The 20,904-nt window shown below is 69.3% G+C and carries 16 protein-coding genes and 2 pseudogenes; 9 read left to right on the plus strand and 9 right to left on the minus strand.

Annotated features, from left to right (window positions below):
• Positions 1–380 (plus strand): annotated as a pseudogene (locus Manayef4_RS26635) (transposase family protein); the annotation flags it as partial.
• 38 nt (positions 381–418) lie between these two features.
• Here the strand turns inward: Manayef4_RS26635 and Manayef4_RS25940 are convergent.
• The gene (locus tag Manayef4_RS25940) at positions 419–952 is read right to left on the minus strand and encodes an IS30 family transposase (RefSeq protein WP_011435411.1); all 534 of its coding nucleotides are present in this window, start codon (positions 950–952) and stop codon (positions 419–421) included.
• A 77-nt stretch (positions 953–1,029) separates the two neighbouring features.
• On the opposite strand from Manayef4_RS25940, the gene Manayef4_RS10760 reads away from it, so the two are divergent.
• From Manayef4_RS10760 to Manayef4_RS10770, 3 genes are all read left to right on the plus strand, one after another.
• Positions 1,030–1,485, plus strand: coding sequence for a transposase (locus tag Manayef4_RS10760; RefSeq protein ID WP_011435410.1), 456 nt, complete (start codon positions 1,030–1,032; stop codon positions 1,483–1,485).
• A gap of 621 nt (positions 1,486–2,106) precedes the next feature.
• The gene (locus Manayef4_RS10765; protein WP_070131490.1) at positions 2,107–2,379 is read left to right on the plus strand and encodes an RNA-directed DNA polymerase; all 273 of its coding nucleotides are present in this window, start codon (positions 2,107–2,109) and stop codon (positions 2,377–2,379) included.
• Between the two features lie 417 nt (positions 2,380–2,796).
• On the plus strand, positions 2,797–3,516 hold the full coding sequence (locus tag Manayef4_RS10770) for a hypothetical protein (protein WP_070131491.1): 720 nt from the start codon (positions 2,797–2,799) through the stop codon (positions 3,514–3,516).
• A 103-nt stretch (positions 3,517–3,619) separates the two neighbouring features.
• On the opposite strand, the gene Manayef4_RS10775 is transcribed toward Manayef4_RS10770, so the two are convergent.
• Entirely contained in the window at positions 3,620–4,657 is a 1,038-nt protein-coding gene (locus Manayef4_RS10775) for a helix-turn-helix domain-containing protein (RefSeq protein ID WP_070131492.1), read from the minus strand.
• A 127-nt stretch (positions 4,658–4,784) separates the two neighbouring features.
• Between Manayef4_RS10775 and Manayef4_RS10780 the strand changes: the two genes are divergently transcribed.
• From Manayef4_RS10780 to Manayef4_RS25375, 3 genes and pseudogenes are all read left to right on the plus strand, one after another.
• On the plus strand, positions 4,785–4,979 hold the full coding sequence (locus Manayef4_RS10780) for a hypothetical protein (RefSeq protein ID WP_023841010.1): 195 nt from the start codon (positions 4,785–4,787) through the stop codon (positions 4,977–4,979).
• Positions 4,980–5,110: 131 nt separating this feature from the next.
• A pseudogene (locus Manayef4_RS26640) lies at positions 5,111–5,293 on the plus strand (helix-turn-helix domain-containing protein); the annotation flags it as partial.
• A 76-nt stretch (positions 5,294–5,369) separates the two neighbouring features.
• Positions 5,370–5,900: an IS630 family transposase gene (locus Manayef4_RS25375; protein ID WP_255361190.1), complete on the plus strand. Its 531-nt coding sequence runs from the start codon at positions 5,370–5,372 to the stop codon at positions 5,898–5,900.
• A 73-nt stretch (positions 5,901–5,973) separates the two neighbouring features.
• Here Manayef4_RS25375 and Manayef4_RS10790 read toward each other — a convergent pair whose 3' ends face one another.
• The 3 genes from Manayef4_RS10790 to Manayef4_RS10800 all read right to left on the minus strand — a co-directional run bounded on the left by Manayef4_RS10790 (position 5,974) and on the right by Manayef4_RS10800 (position 10,211).
• On the minus strand, positions 5,974–8,463 hold the full coding sequence (locus Manayef4_RS10790) for an ATP-binding domain-containing protein (protein ID WP_070131493.1): 2,490 nt from the start codon (positions 8,461–8,463) through the stop codon (positions 5,974–5,976).
• Positions 8,464–8,893: 430 nt separating this feature from the next.
• Positions 8,894–9,463, minus strand: a complete 570-nt coding sequence (locus Manayef4_RS10795; protein ID WP_011435403.1) for a type 1 glutamine amidotransferase domain-containing protein — start codon at positions 9,461–9,463, stop codon at positions 8,894–8,896.
• A gap of 88 nt (positions 9,464–9,551) precedes the next feature.
• Positions 9,552–10,211, minus strand: coding sequence for a hypothetical protein (locus Manayef4_RS10800; protein ID WP_070131494.1), 660 nt, complete (start codon positions 10,209–10,211; stop codon positions 9,552–9,554).
• A gap of 242 nt (positions 10,212–10,453) precedes the next feature.
• Between Manayef4_RS10800 and Manayef4_RS10805 the strand changes: the two genes are divergently transcribed.
• Together Manayef4_RS10805 and Manayef4_RS10810 are read left to right on the plus strand one after the other, a co-directional pair.
• Positions 10,454–11,494: a nitroreductase family protein gene (locus Manayef4_RS10805; protein ID WP_011435401.1), complete on the plus strand. Its 1,041-nt coding sequence runs from the start codon at positions 10,454–10,456 to the stop codon at positions 11,492–11,494.
• 628 nt (positions 11,495–12,122) lie between these two features.
• Positions 12,123–14,327 (plus strand): protein kinase, encoded by a 2,205-nt coding sequence (locus Manayef4_RS10810; protein WP_070131495.1) that lies wholly within the window; start codon positions 12,123–12,125, stop codon positions 14,325–14,327.
• A gap of 679 nt (positions 14,328–15,006) precedes the next feature.
• Here the strand turns inward: Manayef4_RS10810 and Manayef4_RS10815 are convergent.
• The 4 genes from Manayef4_RS10815 to Manayef4_RS24955 all read right to left on the minus strand — a co-directional run bounded on the left by Manayef4_RS10815 (position 15,007) and on the right by Manayef4_RS24955 (position 20,892).
• Entirely contained in the window at positions 15,007–17,562 is a 2,556-nt protein-coding gene (locus tag Manayef4_RS10815; protein ID WP_070131496.1) for an ATP-binding cassette domain-containing protein, read from the minus strand.
• A gap of 810 nt (positions 17,563–18,372) precedes the next feature.
• Positions 18,373–19,542, minus strand: a complete 1,170-nt coding sequence (locus tag Manayef4_RS10820) for a DUF2993 domain-containing protein (protein ID WP_070131497.1) — start codon at positions 19,540–19,542, stop codon at positions 18,373–18,375.
• Positions 19,543–19,816: 274 nt separating this feature from the next.
• Positions 19,817–20,623, minus strand: coding sequence for an SDR family NAD(P)-dependent oxidoreductase (locus Manayef4_RS10825; RefSeq protein WP_083282395.1), 807 nt, complete (start codon positions 20,621–20,623; stop codon positions 19,817–19,819).
• 113 nt (positions 20,624–20,736) lie between these two features.
• Positions 20,737–20,892: a hypothetical protein gene (locus Manayef4_RS24955; RefSeq protein WP_023841015.1), complete on the minus strand. Its 156-nt coding sequence runs from the start codon at positions 20,890–20,892 to the stop codon at positions 20,737–20,739.
• Positions 20,893–20,904 lie beyond the last annotated feature (12 nt).

The following is a 20,904-nucleotide window of genomic DNA, read 5'->3' on the forward strand; positions in this document are numbered from 1 at the left end:
CTGACCTGCGCGAGGCGTTGATGCGGGCCAGGATCGCAGGCTATCGCCATCTGATCGTCGATGGCACGGTCATCGAGACCGACCGGCTGCGCGTGCCTGGTCCGAGCGAGGGCGTGGACCTGTGGTGGTCCGGCAAGATCTCCGATCACGGTGGCAACGTCCAAATCCTGTCGACCCCCGACGACGGCTGGCCGCTGTGGGTCTCGGAGGTGCCCCCCGGCCGCGAACACGACTCGACCGCTCTGCGCGCCTCCGGCGCGCCGCCGATCCTGGAAGAGGAGTGGACCGCCGACCTACACGAGGTGCTGTTCGACCTCGGTTACGAAGGGTTGGGCGGCCCGGCCGGGCCGCCCACGCTCGCCCGCAAGAAGCCCACGGCTCCTACCCAGAGAGTCACACAAGCCTACCACCAGCAAAATCAGTGGCCGGGTACCGCGCGGTCGGCGGCCTCGGCAGAGTGCTCGGAGATGCCGACCATGCCGGCGATCCTGGCCTGCTTCGGCCGAGTCGACCCCCGCGGCCGGCGCTCCGCCCGGCCCGACCGCGGCGCGAGCTTCAGCCGCGTGTTCAGTTCGCCACGCGCCTGAACGAAGAGCGTCTGGTAGATCGTCTCGTGCGACACGCGCATCTCCGGATCATCCGGGAAATCCTTCTTCAGCCGATTAGACACCTGTTCCGGCGAGAAGTCGGCCGACAGCCGTTCGGCCACCGCGTCGTGCAGCCGGACGTGAGTTTCCAGCTTGAACGCCTTCGGTCGCCGCCGCCGCTCGTCGGCGCGTTTCTGCGCGTCCGCGGCGCGGTATCCGGCATTGCCGCCGTTGCGCGCGACCTCACGGCTGATCACCGACTGGTTTCGGTCCAGCCGGGCCGCGATCATCCGGTGTGACAGTCCCTCGGCCAAGCCCCTGGAGATCGCCTCCCGCTCCTCCAAGGTCAACTCGACGCCGCGCACTCAGCCCTCCGATCAGTGGATCATCTTTCTACCAGCACTGATGCTCTGATCATCTGAGACCGCCCCGGGTGGCCGTGGTGGGTACACACCGGTACCGGTCGGGTCTTGGTGACGCCGGGTGGGTGGTTGCCGAAGCGGTGTTGCCGCCGGGGCATCGTGGGCGCCATCCGGTACGTGGCTACGTGGCCCGCAACGGGATCGCGTGGCGGGCGCTGCCGGCGGGCTTCCCGGCGTGGCGGGCGGTCTGCGGCTTCTTCGACCGGTGGAAGAACAAGGGCGTGACCGCCAGGGCCCAGGGCGCGTCGCGGGGCGGACCCGGCCCGCGGGGGTCGTGGACCATCCTGAAGACCACCGTCGAGACCACCCGGGAGAACCCCGGCCGGAAAACCTCCGGGGCCCTGCCGGGACGAGGGGTGGTCGAACGCACCCTCGCCTGGCTTACCGCCCACCGGCGGCTTGCCCACGGCTATGGACGTCATCCCGCCGCCTCCGAATCGTTCATCAACGGGCTCGTGCGCGCTGGTCCGCGCTAGTCGTAGCTCTTMCGGCCGGTAGGACTTGCCGCCCTTCCAAAAACGTTACGAACGGGCCGGCAAGCCGGCAAGTTTTGTGAATAAATGACTTTTTTGCGCATTCTGCGGATCGGGGCCGGTGGTGAGGGGCCGCCGGCCACAGCGGAAGAAACCGCCGGCGGCGTGTCACCGCCGTGGGGCTGGCACGCAGATCGCACAGCGGTGAACGCTGCGAACGAGCCGGCAAGTTTTGTGAATAGACAGCTTTTTGCGCATTCTGCGCAGGCGAGGAGCTGGCCCGCACCGGCGAGCAGCGCTGCCGGGACCGCGACCGCCAGCCCACCCCACACCGGCCTTTTCCGGCGACCGCCCGAACGCGATCTTCCGCAGCACCGCGAGCCCAGCCCGCAGCGCCTCACGCTCGGTCTCCCGCTCAACCAGCCGGCTACCCGAACAGAACCCTCACCACCCACCCAAAGATAGCAATAAGGTGAAGGATCATTATGCTTCCACACGACTTCGCGGATTAAAACGCGGATTAAAACTCAGTAGCGGAAGACCCACGGTCTCGGGAAGCCGGAGACGTTCACTTTTCTGGGGTTCACGTGTCTGTGCGCGACGTCCAAGAAGGGGAACTTCTGGGTGAGGCGCGTCACGGGCAAGAGGCGGATGCGGGCGAAGCWCAAAGAGATCAAGGAGGAACTGAAGCGGCGCCGGCACCAACCCGTCCCGCTCCAAGGGCAGCGGCTACGCAGTGTGGTGGTTGGGCATCTCAACTACTACGCCGTGCGCGGCAACACGGACGCGGTCGCGTCCTTCCGCATCCAGGCGACACGGCACTGGTTCAAGGCGCTTCGCCGACGAAGCCGGCGCACGCGACTGACCTGGGCGCGCATGGGGCGCCATGCCGACTGATGGCTACCACCCGCCCGCCCACGCCACCCGATGCCGAGCGTGCGCTTCGACGCCAGAACCCGAGGCAGGAGCCCAGTGCGGTAATTCCGCACGCTGGGATCGGTGCGGGGGCCTCCGCAAGGACGGTCCCAGTCGTATTCGCAGAGGATCCAGGCTTCTGACCAGCGCCTTTGGGCAATCGGACCGGTCCCTGGTCCGCACCCGAGGTGCACATGCCGCACGGCTTGGACGCCGTACACCGACCACCGCACCGGCCGGACCCTTGTTGACGATGCCGACCCGATCCGGCCCCGGAGAAACTGCGGCAGCACGGCTTGCGGTGGCCTCCTCCCCGGCGTCGTCGTGCCTGCAAGGAGCTATGATCATGGTGCTGCGTGGCAGGGACCTTCGGATCCAGCAGGCTTGAGAGGAGGCGCGATGATTCAGGATCGCGGCCGTTTCGACCTGCCCCTGTACAGCGTCGCCGAGGCGGGCCGGCACCTGGGCGTGCCGACGTCGACTTTCGCGACCTGGGCCTACGGCTACACCCGGCACGCACCGGGCCGCGTCCCGGTCCATGGTGAGCCGATCGTCACCGTGCTGCCCCGTCAGCGCCATGGCACGGCCGTCGTGCCGTTCATCGGGCTTGCCGAGGGGATGATCCTGGCAGCCATCCGAGCCGCTGGGGTGCCGCTACAGCGGATCCGCCCCGCGTTGGCCCGCCTGTCCGAGCAGTTGGGGATCGAGCACGTCCTCGCCTCACGCGCCCTGTACACCGACGGCGCCGAGGTTCTCTACGACTTCGCTGAGAGCCAGGGCGACACGCCCGAAGCACGCGGAGCCCGGGAACTGGTCGTGGTGCRCAACGGGCAGCGGGTGTTCGGGGAGATCGTCGAGTCCTACCTCCGGCTGGTGGAGTTCGCCTCGGACGGCTACCCCCGGCTCATCCGGCTACCGCGGTACGAGCCCGGCTCCGTCATCGTCGATCCCCACCGTGGCTTCGGTCAGCCGATCTTCACTCATGGCGGCGCCCGCGTCGAAGACGCCCTGGGCCGCTTCCACGCCGGCGAACCACTCGCCGAGGTGGCGGAGGAATTCGGCGTGCCTCTCCCTGACCTTGAAGGCGCCGTCCGTGTCGCAAGCAAAATCGCCGCCTGATGACTTGACAGGCCGCGACCCTGCCGGGCTTCCGCATGTCTTCATCGACCGAGGGAGAGGAGAGGACAGAGATACTCCGCGTCCGCGTACCCGGCCGTGGTCATTAGGGGTTCGGGCGGGCGGGCGGGGGCGAGGGTTTGTCGCGCCATTGGTAAAGGTGCCTGGGACGCCCGCGGGACCCGCGGTCCAAGATCATGGTGACGTAGTCGTCCCGCTCGAGATCCTTGAGGTACCGCTGGGCCGTGGACCGGTCCCGGCCGATCTTGTCGGCGATCTGCGCCGTCGAGATCGGCTCCGGCGCCGAGCGCAGCACGGCGACGATCTCCTCCATAATCTGGCGCGAGCGGTACTTGCCGAGGCGGAGGTCTGGCACGGGTGAACTACCTGCGGGGGACCGCGCCGCGGGCTGGTCGGGCGCCGCGGGCTGGTCGGGCGCCGCGGGCTGGTCGGGCGCCGCGGGCTGGTCGGGCGCCGCGGGCTGGTCGGGCTGTCGATCGCTGCTCGGAGGCGTCTGGTGCCCTTCACTGGCGCGCGGCCGGTCCCTGAGAAGACCCCGGAGAACGTCGATTTCGCGGGCAAGTTTTTTGAGTTCGACCCGGTGATGTAGCGTGATCATCACGATACCGATGGTGCCGGCGACCAGTTGCAGGCCCAGATTCTCCGCGACGCTGGGCAGCTGCGCGAGCAACTGGTGGTGCAGATCCTTCGCACTGAAGCCGGTGCTGACCTYACCGACGATCACACCGTCGGCGTCGCGCAGCGGAGCCTTGCCGCGAGCGGACAGCCCCAGACTCCCGGACTCGAAACTGACAGTCTCCCGTCCGTGGAGGGCGTCCGAGGGGTCGGTGCTGACMGGTTTGCCGATGTTCTTCGGATCGGGATGGGAGCAGCGGATACCCCGGCTGTCGGTGACGACCACGAACTGCGCTTCTGTGAGTCGCCGGTCGTGTTCGGCGAGGGCCTGCACCTCCCCCTCGGGGTCCCTCGCGATGACCGCCCGGGCCACGCGCGGGTCGGATGCCACGGCACGCGAGATCGTAAGCGCTCGCTGCTGGGCCTGGTGGACAAGGTCGGAGTACAGCCTCAGTTCGGTCAGCCCACCCTCGATGCACAGCACGAGCAGTAGGGAGAGGAGACGCATAAGACACGCATAAGTACTGCCCCTAGTGGTGGATCGAGGTGGATGGCCTGGCATGCCGCAAGCGTAGGCCGACCGGCATGAGCGGCGCCTCGAGCGGCGAACCGGAAGGCACGACGCACATCGCCCGATGGTGCCCGAAGATCCGTCCGCGCCGTCGTACGACGAGCTCGCGGCGCTGGTCGTTACACAGGCCACGGCGCTCGCCGAGGCGCTGGCGAGGCTGGCCGGGACCGAGGCCGCGCTGGAGCGGGCGAACAGGGAGATCGAGGCGCTGCGTGCCCAGACCGGGTCGGACTGGCGACATGTTAGCCGCCGAAAATGATCGACGATAGGCTACCCACTGCAATGTAATGGCAGCGTGGAACTCTCGACGGAAGAGATCGCGGAACTCCGAGGCATGATCAATGATCGCGACGTTCCTGCGAACGTTGCAACACGGGCGCGAATCGTTCCGTGGCATGCCGAGCATCGACCCAAGAGGAAATAGTCAGACTTGCCGGCGTCTCGCTGCCGACTGTAAACCTGTGGATCTCGCGGTACGGATCCGAGGGAAGCGCCGGGCTCCTTGACCGTTCACGCGCCGCACCGCGAGAGCAGATCCCCGCGAACATCCGCAGCCGTGTCCTCGCTCTCACACGCTCTACTCCACCGGTGGAGACGGGCCTGAGGCACTGGTCGTCCCGACAGATGGCGGAAGTACGTCACCCGCACCATCGGAGTCTCGGTCTCCTGGCACTTCGTCGCCACCGAGAAGCGAACCCACGACTATGTCCGCCATGGCACCACCAACCTGCTCACGGCCCTCGATGTRGGCACGGGAAAGGTTTTCGGTGAATGCTACCCCACCCGCACGGGCGACGACTTCCTGGAGTTCATCAAGAAAGCCGTTGAGCCTCACAGAGATAAAGAGATCCACATCATCCTTGACAATCTCTCCACGCACACGACGCCCGACGCGATGAAGTGGCTCGAGGAGAACCCCAGAATCACGTTCCACTTCACTCCCAAAGGATCGTCGTGGATCAATCAGATCGAGAACTGGTTCGGTATCATCACCAAGCAGCCGATCCGGCGGGGCACCTTCAGCTCGGTCAAGGTGCTGATCAAACAGATCMGGGACTACATCGAGCACTGGAACTCCACTGCGGAGCCGTTCGTCTGGACCGCGACAGCCGGGGAGATTCTGGCCAAGGTCGAACTCGTCGAGACCAACATCAAGAAGTTGGTTGCCAACAACGGCTGACAAAGGAATCAGAATCATGCTCCGCCAGCTGTTACCTGCGGACGGATCCGGAACCCGTCCGCAGGCGGGCACGTCACCGCGGGGCAAGCCGGCCCAGCACCGGCGGAAGCTCGCCGGAATACACCACGGTCAGGAAACGGGTGGCCCGGGTCAGCGCGACGTAGAGGTCGGCAAGCCCCCGGGTCGGCCCGGCCAGCAGCGCGGCCGGTTCCACCAGCACCACCGCGTCGAACTCGAGACCCTTGCTCTCCGCCACGCTCAGCACCGCCACCGGCGCGYCGAGAGCATTGCCGACGGCGCTGGCGGGGTCGACGGAGTCCGCCGCGACCGCCAAATCCGGGAGGGCTGCCATGAGGGCGCCGCGCAACCCCGGGATGTCCTGCGGGCGGCAGATCACGGCGACCCGCCCGTCACCGACCTCGCTCGCGGCCCGGCTCGCCGCGTACACCACGGCGGCGACGAGGTCCCCGGGATGCGCCTGGGCGACGGTCCGCCTGTCCTCCAGCGGACCAGTCTCGAGCAGACCAGTCCCGAGCAGACCGACGAGGCCCGAGACTTCGTCGGCCGTCACGTCGCCCACGCGCACCGCCGTCGGGGCACAGCCCACCGAACGCACCGAGAGGGGAACGGAGACCGTCGGGTCCTGCGCCCGCAGGACGTCGGCGGCGACATCCATGATCTCCTGAGGTGTGCGGTAGTTGACGCTGAGCCGCTCGACCGTGAACCGGTCGCCGACCGCGGGCCCCAGCAGCTCCCCCCAGGACGCCGGCGCGCCCGGCCGGGCGGTCTGGGCCAGGTCACCGACGAGGGTCGCCGTGCGYCCCGGGCAGCGCCGCCACAGCAGCCGCCACAACATCGGCGAGACCTCCTGGGCCTCGTCGACGATCAGGTGACCGAAGGTCCAGGTACGGTCCTCGCGGGCATGGTCGGCGGCACTGCGCCGCGCCCGCGGCCCGCTCCACCGCTCGGCGAGCGCCTCGGCGTCGACCTGCCCCTCGAGTCCGAGCATGTCCACCACGCCCCGGGCGTACTCGCGCTCCTCCTCGCGTTCCCGCTCGGCACGGCGGGCGGTCTCGCGGCCGGTCTCCTCGTCCGGGTCGCCGAGCAGCTCGGCGGCCTCGTCGAGCAGCGGCACATCGGCCGGAGTCCACGCCCGATCGGCCCGATCGACGGCCGCTGTACCCGCCGTACCCGCGCCGTCGCGCTGCACCGGGATCCGGGCGGACGCCGCGGCCGTCCGCCGGTCCTCGAGCAGGGATCGTTCCGCCGGGGTGAGCCGGCTACCCGCCGCGCGCGCCAGGGCCGCCGGATCGGCGAAGAGCTCCCCGAGGAGCCGCTGGGGGGTCAGCAGCGGCCAGAGGCCGTCGAGCGCCGTACGGACCCCCTCCTCCGACCACAGGTCCCGGGTGATCTGGCCACGTTCGTCGGCGTCGAGCAGCCCGCCCGGGATCTGGTTCACCACCTGGGTGGTCAGCTCAGCCAACAGCTCGCGCAGGAAGATCCGACGGGCCGAGTTGTGCGGGCGGCGGCTGCGCCGCGCCCGGGTGCGGGCCCGCGCGACCGTGTCGCGACCGAGGCGCAGCATGCGATCGTCGTAGGGGATGAGCACCTCTCGCCGCGGCAGCCGCTGCCGGTCCCTGACGGCGGCGGCGATGACCTCGACCATCCTCGGATCACCCTTGAGCGCCGCGGTCGCGACGTCCTCGACGCCGTGCGCGTCGACCCCGGGAAAGAGCCGTCCCGGCGTGGCGAAGATCACCCCGGTCTCCCCGAGGGAGGGCAGCACCTGGTCGATGTAGCGCAGGAACACCGGACTCGGCCCCACGACCAGCACGCCGGACTGGTCGAGCCGAGCCCGGTCGTTGTAGAGCAGATAGGCGGCACGGTGCAGCGCCACCGCGGTCTTACCGGTCCCCGGTCCGCCGTCGACAACGAGCACGCCGTTCGCCCGCGCCCGGATGATACGGTCCTGCTCGGCCTGCAGCGTGGCGATGATGTCGTGCATGCGCCCGGTCCTGGGCGCTGCCAGCGCCTCGAGCAGCATCGTGTCGCCGGACGCCGTCACCCCGCCGGACTTGCCCGTGGCCGTGCCGCTACCGGTGCCGGTGGCCATGTCGACCGGCAGGCTCAACGGGTCGTCGGCGATGCCGGTGACCTCCCGGCCCTTGGTCCGCAGATGACGCCGGCGCACCAGACCATGCGGATCGGCCAGCGTCGCCCGGTAGAAGGCGGTGGCCACCGGGGCCCGCCAGTCCACCAGGATCGGTTCCTGCCCGCTGTCGGACAGGCCGATCCGGCCGATGTACGTCCGGCGCCCGTCGGYGTAGTCCATCGCGCCGAAACACAGCCGCCCTTCGGCGGCGTCGAGGCGGGCGAGCCGGTCGGCGTGGGTCGCCGCGAACACGTCCCGTTCCACGAGTGATTGGGGGGTGCCCGTGCCACTTTCCAGCAGGACCCGGCGCAGCTGCCCACGGGTGATCTCGCGGACCTCGTCCAACCGGATGTACAGCGTGTCCAGGTACGCCTGTTCACGGGCGCGCTCGACGTCCTGCGTGGTCGGCACCGRCTCTCCCTCCCGGTCGCGGTCGGATTCTTGGATTGCGGCTTCCCGGGCTGCGAGYCAACGCCGTCAGGTGAGCCAGGAAGGGTAACAGCCCCTCCCCCGCAGATCTTCCGACCCGCCCGGTGACCCGGCTCTGGTGACCCCACCCTGGTAATGACATGTCCACGACAACGACGGCGTGTCCACGAACGACCACGGCGACCCCGGCGAGCCGGCCCGCGCCATCCGGCACGGCGGCCGGAATGCCGCATCATCGCTGTTCCAGGTTACGGATGTCCGGCGACGGGATACCCCGCAATGATCCACCTGGTGCGGGGTAGCGACCCRCCTGATCCGAGGTAGCGAGCAGCCCGGGCGAAGGAGCCGTTTCCGGCGGTTCCTTCGCATCCACGGTGAACGGCATCCCGAGCTGGGGCGTCCACCGAGGTGATCAGACGCCCACCGAGGTGAGATGCTCCACCAGGGCGCTGTCGAAGGCCGGCAGATCGTCCGGCCTGCGGCTGCTGATCAGCGTGTTCGGCCCGGACCGGCAGATGACGACCTGCTCGTCCACGACCTCGGCCCCGGCGTTGCGCAGATCGGTGCGCAGGCTCGGCCAGCTCGTGATCCGCCGTCCGCGGACCACGTCCGCCTCGATCAGGGTCCACGGAGCGTGGCAGATCGACGCCACCGGGCGRCCGGCGTCGAAGAAGTACCGGACAAACTCGACAACACCCGGCTGCCACCGCAGCTCGTCCGGATTGGCGACTCCGCCGGGCAGCACCAGCGCGTCGAAGTCCGCGGGATCCGCCTCGGCGACCGTGATGTCGACCGGGAAGGTGTCCGCGGGGTTCAGGTGCCGGAACGCCTGCACCCTGCCTCCCTCCGTCGACACCAGCACCGGACTCAGGCCGGCCTGCTCGATGGCCTTCCACGGCTCGGTGAGTTCGACCTGCTCGACGCCCTCCGGCGCCACCAGAAACGCGATCTTGCGTTGAATCCTGTCGTCGTGCGTCGTCATCGACACGTCCTCCTACCTGACTCCTGCCTGCCTATCTGACTCCTGCCTGCCTGCTGCCTCGCCGGTTGGGGTCGGGACCGGACTGGCGTCAGGGCCTGCTCGCCGCCTCCCGCAGGTCGGTGACGTCGTGCTCGAGACGCGCCCGCACCAGCGCGGCGACCAGCCGCGGGAAGTCCTGCCGGCCAACCAGCGCGGCGAGCCTCGCCGGGTCGGTCGGCAGCCCGAGCGCTCCGGCCGTTCTCCGGGTGCGTTCGTCGAGGTAGGGCACCAGCTCGTCCCATCCGGCCTGCGCCTCGCGCAGGAAGATGTCGGCACCGACCGGCCCGATCCCCTTTATCTTCTGTAGCAGCTCTCGCTCCCGGTCCGGGGAGTGCTCGGCGGCATCCCGCAGCCGGCGGACATCACCGTCGTAGGTGTCCATCAGGGAACGGCAGGCCGCCTCCAACATCMGAGAGGTGCTCTCGTCGTAGCGCGCGTACCCGCTGCTGTTCAGCACCCGGGTACGGTCCTCCCAGGTCGCCTCGGCCATGGCGGCGGCGTCGGTCCAGCCGGCGTCCATCAGGGAACGGCAGGCGGCGACCGCGATCGACGTGCGGATCCGCGCGCTCGCGAGCAGGGCAAAGACGATCATCTTGAACATCGCCTCCGCGGTGTCAGCCGGCACGTCGGCGCCGATCTCGTCGGCGTAGGTCCGCCCATGCCGGGCGAGCAGTTCGGCGAGCACCGCTTCTGTGTCGGTTCCAGCCATGCAGTGGGACTACCCGCGATACCCGCCATCACTCCGCCCCGGCCATGCCGCCCCGGCGGGGCGGTACCCACCCACCACGTCCGCGGCGGTGTCTCGGGCCCGCTACCCGACGCCTCGCTACCCGACGCCCGACTTCCGCCTGCCGGCCGTTGGTCCACCCCCGGCTGTTCCCCTCGGCACATGCCCTCTACCCGGTCGGGAGGGCAGGCTGGGGGTAGACACTTGAGAGAAGGGAGGCTGAGATGTCCACCAAAGCAGCACGGTCCGCGCTGGTTCCCCTGACTCCCGACCTGGCTCGGGAGGTGGTCGCCGCATCCGCCGCAGCGCCGTCCATCCATAACACGCAGCCGTGGCGCTGGCGCCTGGAGGCAGGCCGGCTCACCCTTCTCGCCGACAGCACCCGCCAGCTCAAGGTCGCCGATCCCGAGGGCCGGCAGATGCTGTTGAGCTGCGGAGCGGCGCTGTTCAACGCCCGGCTGGCGCTGCGGGCCCGCGGCGAGGTCCCCGTGGTGGAGCCGCTACCCGACGGCGTTGACGACTTCCGCTCCGCTCCGCTCGCCACCATCTCGGTGATCGGCCATCAGCCTGCCGAGGACGACGAGCGGGCGTTGGCCGATGCCATCCCGCGGCGGCACACCGATCGCCGGCCGTTCGACGACCAGCCGTTGCCGACCGAGGTAATCAGCCGCCTGCGTGCCGCGGCCGAGGCGGAGGGCTGCTGGCTTACCGCGCCGATCGACCCGGAGCTGCGCGTCCAGGTCAGCGTCCTGCTGTCCCGGGCGGACTGGATCGAGGCGCACAACGCGGCCTACCGGGAGGAACTGGCCTCGTGGAGTCGAACGGGGTCCACGTCGGCCGACGGCATCCCGCGCAGCGCAGTCGTCCACACCGACGCCCCGCGCCAGTCCGAGTTTCCGATGCGGGACCTCGACGTGGTCGGCGAGGCGGGGACCGTGCTGGACGAGACGGATGTGGAACGGCCCGGCATCCTGATCATCGGCACCGATACGGACACGACCGCCGACCGGCTGCGCGCCGGGCAGGCGATGCAACGTGTGCTGCTCACCGCCACCTTGCTCGGTCTCGCCTCGTCGCCGATGTCGCAGGCGATCGACGTCGAGGGCATGCGGGAGCAGTTCCGCGGCACCACCAGCGGTCTCGGGCACGTCCAGATGATCCTGCGGGCCGGCTATCCCGAGCCGGGTGCGCAACCGCTCGGCCCCACTCCCCGCCGGGACGTTGACGAGGTCCTGGAGGTCGTCGGGTCGAATGATCGGGCGTAGCACCGTTCGGCTCCGTTCGAGACCGACCGTGCACGGCTGACCACCCATGGCCGGCCGTGCGCGGTCAGCCGTTCACGTTCAGCCGTTCAGCGTCCCTTCCTGACACATTTGGCGAAGGCCGCACAGATACGGGGTTGCGTGGGCCGCCAGCCGCTTTGATCGGGACCAGACCGGGTCGCCGGTGGACCGACCGGCAATCGGAGATGCCGCGAGGTCCGCGACGGCTCGGCCGTGACTCGGGGGGTTCCCGGGGACGCGACGCGGCGTTCCCGGGAGACTCCCCCGCCCGGACCTTGGCCAGCCCCGGTCGGCCCCGGTCAGATCCCGACCGTACCCTGGTCGGCCCCCGGCCGACGAGGTGGCAGGACGTGACCGGAGGACGGAAGCCACGCGGGTGCCGAATGCCTGTCGCTGCATTGACATCGAGGTGGCGGGGGCTATCGGGGCCCCGACGGCCCGGTGCCCGGTCACTCTCGCCTAAGATTTTCCCAGCGGTTGACCGTAATGGTTGATCGGGAAATTCCATGATGGATCAAGAGTCGGTGCGCGTCCACCGGCGGGCCCGCGACCTGCGCGGCGTTCCCGGGCGAGGCCGCGGTCGGCACGCGGCGGGTGGGGGTACAGGTCGATGATGTCATCGGATGCGGKTGTGGCGGCACGATCCGCCCCCCTTGGCCCGGACGACCCCCACGAGCTCGGCTCGTACACGCTGCTGGGCAAACTCGGCCAGGGTGGAATGGGCATGGTCTATCTGGGCCGCTCCGGGAAGGGCCGGCTCGTCGCCATCAAGGTGATCCGGAACGAGGCCGTCGGAAACCCCGAGTTCCGAGCCCGGTTCCGGCTGGAGGCCGAGACCGCCCGGCGAGTCGCCCGGGTCTGCACCGCCGAGGTGCTCGACGCCGATCCGGACGCCGAGTGGCCCTACCTGGTCACCGAGTTCATCGAGGGCGAGACCCTCGCCCGGTACGTCCAGCGCAACGGCCCGCTCGCCGATGCCAACCTCGAACAACTCGCGGTCGGCGTGGCCGCGGCGCTCACCGCCATCCACAGCGCCGGGATCGTGCACCRCGACCTCAAGCCCGCGAACGTCATCCTCTCACCGTTCGGCCCTCGGGTGATCGACTTCGGTATCGCCCGGGCAGTGGACGCCGGCAGCAACCTCACCGGCGATCTCCAGCAGCTCGGGACGCCGGCGTTCATGTCCCCGGAGCAGATCGAGAGCCGGCCGATCACCTCGGCGGTCGACATCTGGGCATGGGGTGGCCTCGTCGCCTTCGCCGCCACCGGGCACTACCCCTTCGGTGAGGCCTCGGCGCAGGTGCTGCTCTACCGCGCCCTACACGAGGAACCGCAACTCGACGACGTCGACCCGGCGCTGCGCCCGATCGTCTGGCACGCGATGCGCAAGGACCCGAGTACCCGCCCGAGCGCCCAGCAGCTCATGCTGCGCCTGCTCGGCGACCCGTCGGGCACCGGCCCGGACGCCGCCGCCGCCGTCAACCCGCAGGACGTCACGAACGTCCTGCAGGGCTGGAAGCTGCCGGTGCCCGGCCCAGGCGCCCCGGCCACAGGCACCCCTGCCACAGGCAGCACCGGGCCCCACGGGGCCGGATTCCCCGCGCCGGCAGCGGCCCCCGTCAGCAGCGGTTACACCGTCGACCAGGACGCCCCGACCCGGCTACCCGCCAGCGCCGGGGGTCCCGGGGGTCCCGGGGGCGGTGGAGCCGATGGCCCCGGCCGGCAGGGCGGCACGGGCAGGAGCAGGAACCGCACCCCGCTGCTCGTCGGTGGAGGTGTCGTGGTCGTCGGCGCGATCCTCGCGGGAGTATTCGCCCTCAGCGCGGGTGGTGACGGCGGCTCCGGGACCGACGCGGCCAATCCGGCCACCGTCTCCGGGGCTCCGGCCACATCGACCCAATCGGCCCAATCGGCGGCCTTCACGCTGCCCAGGGCGGCCCAGCCGCTTGGCAAGGACACCCTCGTCTACGCGTCCAACCGCAACGGCAACTACGACCTGTTCACCGGGCAGGTCACGGACAACGGGCCGCTCGCGAACGACAAGCCGATCGTCACCGGTCCGGACCAGGAGATGCTGCCCGCGATCAGCAGCGATCGCAAGACGATCGTCTACTTCAAGAAGGGCAGCCCGAATACGCTGCAGGCGATCGCCGCCGATGGCTCCGGGAAACCGGTACAGCTGTTCACCTTGGGCCCGGCCGCCAAGCTGACGATCGCGGACGACGCCCGGCCCTCGCTCTCCCCCGACGGCGGCTTCCTGGTCATCCGTTCCACCACGGATCAGACCGGAACGCTGAACCCCGGCCTGTATGTGGTGAAACTGGACGGCTCGAGCGTGCGAYGGCTCAACGCGAAGCCACAGGCGACCGACCCCGCCTGGTCGCCGGATGGCGAGCGGATCGCCTACTGGTCGAACAGTACCGGTGGCAACCGCGGCTTCATCGTGGTGATCCCGACCCAACCGGATGCCCAGCCGACCCCGATCACGCAGGATCAGGGTAACGGGGACTCGGACCCGGTCTGGTCCCCGGACAGCAGAAAGATCGCTTTCACCCGAGCGAAGAACGGCGATCTGGAGATCTTCGAGATGAACTCGGACGGCACCGACGCCCGGCAGCTCACCCGGGTGCGCGGGGACGACCAGGACCCGGCCTACGCGCCGGACGGTCGCATCGCCTTCAGCGGGCAGCGCAATCCCACGAACCCCGATGACCGGCAGCTCTACGTTCTGAATCCGGACGATCTGAACGATGGTGACCGCAAGCTCACCACTACCGGCGGGTTCAACGGCCACGCCCGTTGGAACGCCGGCTGAGCTCCTTGCCCATCCAGCGGGATACATCAGGCACAAAAGCCTCTGGACAGGCAAGGAAGCCGGCGAGAGGAGTCGGTTATGCACAGATCGCGGACGAGCCCGGCAGGATACTCGAACCGTGATCGACGCTGGGGACGTGACCCAGTCCCATGAGAAGGCCGTCGCACTCGCCCGCAGGCAGGCAGGCAGGCAGGCATGATCACCCGTCGGCATGCCCGGCAGCTCGGGATGTCGGACCAAGCGATCAACGTTCGTAGACGCAGGCACGGCTGGACCTCCCCGGTGCGGGGCACGTTGCCCGTGCCGCCCGTTCGGGACGAAACCCGAGCCCTGCCCGAGCGGCGCTGTCGATCGTGGCAGGGACGATCTGCGGACGTACCGCGGCCCGACTGCACGGCCTTCCCGCCCTCTCCCGCTGGCGGCCCGACGAACCCGTCGATGTCGTGCTGCCCGGCGAAGGGGGACTTCGTCAGCGTCTGGCGCGATGTCACGACGGGAGCGGCGAGGACGACGAAAGTCGTCCGGATGGCACTTCTCCGAGCCCGCGCGGGTGGCCCTGCCGAAGTGTGAATCCCCGCCGGCCGGCCCGGGAACCCGGGACGGACGCCCGAGGCTCCCGGCTTCCTTGCCTGTCCAGAGGCTTTTGTGCCTGATTTATACCTCTGGATAGGCAAGGGGCCTAGCGGGGTGGGCCGCTGACCGGTGCGGCGGCGGCGCGTTTGACGGTCTTCGGGTCCATCCGGCGAATCAGGAGGGAGGTGATGATCACGAGGAAGACGCCGACGACGAGACCGGCGACGATGTCGGTGAGGTACGCCGAAGCGCTGTGGTCGAAGAAGGGGTCGTCAACGACCTTCGGGTTCACCGGCTTCTGGTTGTCCRGCCGCAGCACGCCGGCCAGGGTGATGCGGTTCAGGTCACCGACCGAGGCCATCGACGCGAAGCCCCAGCGGGCCGGCGCGATGTAGCTGATCTGCTCCAGACCGGGCGTGCCCTTCACCGGCACGATGCCACCGCTGAAGATGAGCTGGGCCATGGTGATCAACACCAGGAGCGGCATGGTCTTGTCCGCGTTGTCGACCATCGCCGAGATCACCAGCCCGAGCATGGCCGACGCAAGCGAGACCACGATCACGGCGATGAGCAGTTCGAGCAGGGCGTTCCCGAGCACGACGCCCCTGTCCGGCGTTCRCCCGGCAAGACCGATCAACGTGAACGGGATCGCCTGGGCGACAGTGATCACGATAAGAACGAGGATCTTCGAACCGACATACGCGGTCCGGGACAGACCGATGGCTCTCTCTCTTCGATAGATCGCCCGTTCCTTGACGATCTCTCTGACCGAGTTCGCCATGCCCATGAAACAGGCACAGAGAACCATGATCAAAAGAACTGTCGGGGCATCCGAGTTCGGCGAGAACTGTTTGGCCTGTTCGGCCGTGAGATCAAAGTTCCCGCCGATGGCCCTGGGTATCAGCCCGAGCAGGAACGGGAAAGCGATGATGAGCCGCAGGTATGACTTGTCGGATGCGACGACCGCCATTGTTCGTCGGCTCAGCGTCACGAGCTGCGAGATCACCGACTGCTGCCGCAGGGACGGCAGCTCCTCGGGAGCCGGCCGGGCCGACGGAGCGGTGATCGAGGCGGGCACGTAGTAGCGCGAGTTGCGGAACTTGGCTGCCGACTCGGCCCCGGGCGTCGCCTCCAGGGTGAGGAAGACGTCCGGGTAGTCCCGCTTACCGAAGAAGGGCAGCGCGYCCTGCGGCGGACCGAAGTAGGCCACATAGCCGCCGGGAGYGAGGACGAGGATGTAGTCGCACAGATCGAGTTGGGCGACGCTGTGGGTGACCACGATGACCGTCCGGCCGTCGTCCGCGAGCTTGYGCAGCGACTCCATGACGTTCTTGTCCATGCCCGGGTCGAGGCCGGAGGTCGGCTCGTCGAGGTAGAGCAGGGTCGGCCGGGTCAGCAGCTCCAAGGCCACCGAGGTCCGCTTGCGCTGGCCGCCGGACAGCCGGGAGACCTGGGTGTTGGCGTGCTGGGTGAGGCCCAGCTCGGCGAGCACCTCATCGACCCGGGTGCGCCGCTCCGCCTTCGTGACGTCCGGCGGGAAGCGCAGCTCGGCGCCGAACTCGAGCGCCTTGCGGACGGTGAGCGAGGTGTGCAGCAGGTCCTCCTGCGGCACGTAGCCGATCCGGCGCCGCAGTTCGTCGTACTCGGAGTAGAGGTCCCGGCCGGCGTAGCGCACGGTGCCCTTGTCCGCGGGGCGGAAGCCGGTGAGCGCGTTGAGCAGCGTCGACTTGCCCGCCCCGGACGGCCCGACGACGCCCAGCAGCGCCCGGCCGGGCAGCTTGAACGTCATGTCGTGCATGAGCTGCTTCTGACCGGCCCAGACGTTCAGGGCGTCGGCCTCGAAGCTGACGTCACCGGAGTCGATGTACTCGACGAGTTGGTCGCCCTCAAGCTGGAAGACGTGGTGACCGACGGCGATGACGTCGCCCTGGCCGACGGACGCCCGGTTGATCCGACGACCGTTGACGAACACGCCGTTGGCGGAGTCGAGGTCGGCGATCTGCAGGCCGGACCGGCCGATGTAGAGCTCGGCGTGCCGGCGGGAGGCGAGCAGGTCGGTAATGACGATGTCATTGTCGCGGGCACGGCCGATCGACATCGTGCCCGGGCGCAGCCGATAGGTGGTTCGCCGCTCGTGCTCCTGCTCGAGGCTGGTGACGCCACTCACCCGTTCGCCCTGGTCCTGGTCGTCGTAGTCGTGCCCGCGCTGGGACGGATCGGTCGGCCCCTGATGCGAGGTCCCGCGCCCACCTCGCGAGGAGCCCGTGGGCCGTGGCGGAGAGTAACCGGCGGCATTGGGCAGCATCGTCTGCATGTCGTAACCGGGGTCGTACTCCGGCTCGTCCAGCGGCCTGCGGCCTTCCGGCACCTGGGGATGGATGACGACCTCGGGYCCGGTCGGAGTGCCGAGACGAAGCCGCACCTCACCGTGCACCGGGACGGTCTCGGGCATGCGCTGCCCGTCGATCCAGGTGCCGTTGGAACTGATGTCCCGAACAACCCACCCGCTGCCGGTCTGCTCAAGGAGGAGATGGCGACGGGAGACCCGGCTGTCCGCTATGACGTAGTCGGCGGTCCGGGCACGGCCGACGATGAACTGCGCCTCGGCCGGCACGGTGGCCRCACCGGCCTCGGTGACGACTCTCAGGAAGGTCGTCTGCACGTGTTTCCCCCTTCGCGACGGGACGCTGGCCGGGATGTCCCGCCGAACTCCACCTTGTCACTACGTTGTGCGGTGTCACTACGTTGTGCGGTTTTACCAGGTACTGCGGTGCCACCATGGCGTGCCGGGTCACCACGTCGCGCGGCCACTCGGGCCGCCCGATCACGCCGGATGCCCGATCGTAGCGTCGAGGGATGACCTTGATCCACCCCGGGTGACGATTTACCACCAGCTGAACGGCGATCGTTGCCGTCGCGTCGACTTCCGGGCATCTCTCGGGTTCCTGCCGCCTCATGATCGGTCGATTTACCGGTTGCCCTGCTCGAAACCTTCCGKACTGCGTCACCCTGGGTGATCAGATCGTCTCGGTGACCGTGYCGCGAAAGCTCGGTGACCGTGCCCCGGAAGTGACGACGATGACGCATGTCCCCCGTCCGGCACCCTATGAGAATGACGGCCGACGGTCCCCGACAGTGGCATCTGTCGCCGATCCGACCAGCGACCGCAGGCCTCGGCGGCACCCGGGACGCACGCCACGAAAGCGGACGATCAGCCAACGGACGACCACCAGAAATCGGCTGATGAAACGCCGGGAGGTGCCGCGCGTCGAACGATCGTCGACAGGTCGACGCACTCCGGGAAGGACGTAGTCCGGGAAGAGAGGGGCCACAGGCGGCCTCGACCGGATCCGATCCGGGCCCCGGCCGGGGGGAGTGCGGTCGGTACGGCTCGACCACCGCGCGCGAGGCATTCCGGACCGGCACAACTGTGGCGGAAATCATGTCAGGGCTCAGGGTCGCCACTCAGGACTCAGGACGCCGGGAGCACCACGTCCTCGGCAGTTGCGGTGAGTGAGAGACCGGTCGCGTTCGTGGATGCCTCGACGATGCGGAGGTTGAATGGCAGACCGGAGATCGGGATCGGGATGGACGGCAGGAGTTCTCCGGGGACGCTGAATCCGAGGTTCACAGCTCCGGTGAGCTTCACCTCGCTCGGCACCAGGGTGAGCATGTTGTTCCGGACCTCGAACGTCGTGATCCCACCGACCTGCTGGGTACCCAGCACCGGCACGTTGACGGTGCCAGTCACCTCGATCTTCTTTCCTCCGTCGACCGGCTCCACCTGCACCTGCTGCCCGGCGAGGTAGGCGTTGAGGTCGTTGTAGGTCATGCCCACAGTGGCCCGCACGCGATCGACGGGCACCTGTCCGACATTGTCGGTGATGGCATCACCGAGCGGTACGTGTACACCCTTCAGATTGGCCTTCACCGACGAGATCTTCGGGCCCGGCGTCGGGATGCCCTCGATCTCTACTCCGATGTTGGTGAACTTTCCGAACAGGACCTGGGTAAGGAACGGGAATCCGCCGATGCTCACGCTCTTGACCGTCGGGACAGGATCACCCGGCTTGATGTTCTCGGCTACGCCGGCCTCGACCTGCTTGCGCATCTGATCCTTGGCTATCACCACGCTGACCCGGTCGCCCACGACGAACAGGACRATCAGGGCGACCAGCGCGATGAGCAGTTTCCGGCGCCGGCGACGCGGCTTGGCGGGCACGGCGGGCGTGCCGCCGCTTGGCGCCCCGGCGAATCCCTCCGGGCCTTTACCACCCCCGCCGACGGCGCCGGGCAGCCGATCGTGGGGTCCGCCGCCCTCGCGGGCGGTGATGTTCCCCATCCCCATGGTCCCGGGCGTCGCGCCCAGGACCGTGGTGMCGTCGTAGCCACCCTGAGCGCCGGAGCCGGCCCACGGCTCATAACCGGCCGGCGGCTCATAACCGGCAGGCCGGTCGCCCCTCCGGGTCGGCGCGACCGGCCGCGCCGGCCGGAACGAGTCCGCGGGCGGCGGTGGTCCCACCGGGGCGCCCGGACGGGCCGGCCTGTTCTGGTTCGCGGGCCGCGTCCCATCACCGTCCGGAGGCATCCCATGGGTGCTGTCCGTAGGCTGCTGCCCGTCACCGTCACGTCCGTCGTTCACCGGTCCATCTCCTGCCATGCTGCGCCGGAGCACGCCGTCGCCCTGTCGATGTCCGCCTGGCGGTTGTCCTGTGYCTGGCCCTGCCGGATCGTCGCATGCTCCGTGCTTTCCGCACGGCCGCGGGTCCGATCTATCCGTGCGACATCGGTGTCGGATTACCGACTTGACCGACCAGACCGGGCAAACCAGATACCATCGGTCGCCGCCCGGAGCATGATCCGCCAGCCGCCAGCCGCCGCCAGCCGCCAGCCGCCAGCCGCCAGCCGCCACCAGCTCACACCTCCAGCGGGAGCTGCGCCACCGGAGTGGCCCGTCTGGCCGGTGCGAGCCGGAAAACGTCGCCCCGCGGGGCGGCGAACGCCTGCCAGAAGTGGTCCGCGACCACCCCCGGACGTAGCGGGCCCGCGGCGTCCACCCTGCCGTCGAGAACCACCGTGCGCAGCCGGACACCCCGCGCGGCCAKCATCGGCCGTACCGCATCGGCGAGGGCGGCGAGGCCTGCCTTGCCGATCGCCAGCGCGAACCGGCCGGCCACCGGCTCGGTGCGCGATCCGGCCGTGGTCAACAGGATGGTCGCGGCCGGCCGGTCCACGAGGAGGTCTGCCGCCACCTGCACCGCGGTGAGCGCGCCCGTGACGTTCACCGCAAGGGTCTGGTTCATCGTCTCGGCCTTCACCGTGAGGGCGCCGCCGCGGATGCTGAGCTTGGCGTTGTAGACGAGCACCGTCAGCCCCCCGACGTCGGCCGCCACCCGCTGGATGGCCGTGGTGAGGGCCGGCTGGTCGGTGACGTCGGCGACGGCGCCGTGCACCGCCAGGCCGTCCTCGGCGAGCTCGTCCCTCACCCGGGTCAGCGTGTCGGCAGACCGGGAGACGACCCCCAGGGCGAACCCCTCCCGGCCGAACCGGCGCAACAGGTCGGAACCGAAGCTCGCCCCCGGTCCCACGRCGACGAGGCCGCGGGTCGCCGGGGCGAACTCCGGGTCCCCAGCACGGTCCCCGGCATGGTCACGATCACGGTCGACGCCACCGCCCGGCCCGCCGGGGTGACCCGGAGCCGGCTCGCACGGTCCGGTGCTCATGGCCTCATCCTGACGGAGACGCTGTCCGGACATCCCGGGGATCGACGCTCCGCCCGGCCTGATCGRGCCGGGCGGAGCCGGTCGGCCGCTCCGAGCCGCCGCGCCCCCGGTCTTCAGGGGTGGGCCCGCTGCTCCCGGGCGGCCTCGACGGCTGCCCGGGCCCGCAGCGGCGCGCAACGGTGGTAGGCCCAGCCCAGGGCCGCACCGACGATGACCGCCGGGATCAGCAGGAAGAGCAGGACAACCACACAGGCGGCAATGGTCTCCACACCCTTGGTCTA

This window comes from Frankia sp. CgMI4, from assembly GCF_001756285.1.
Classification (GTDB): Bacteria; Actinomycetota; Actinomycetes; order Frankiales; family Frankiaceae; genus Frankia; species Frankia casuarinae.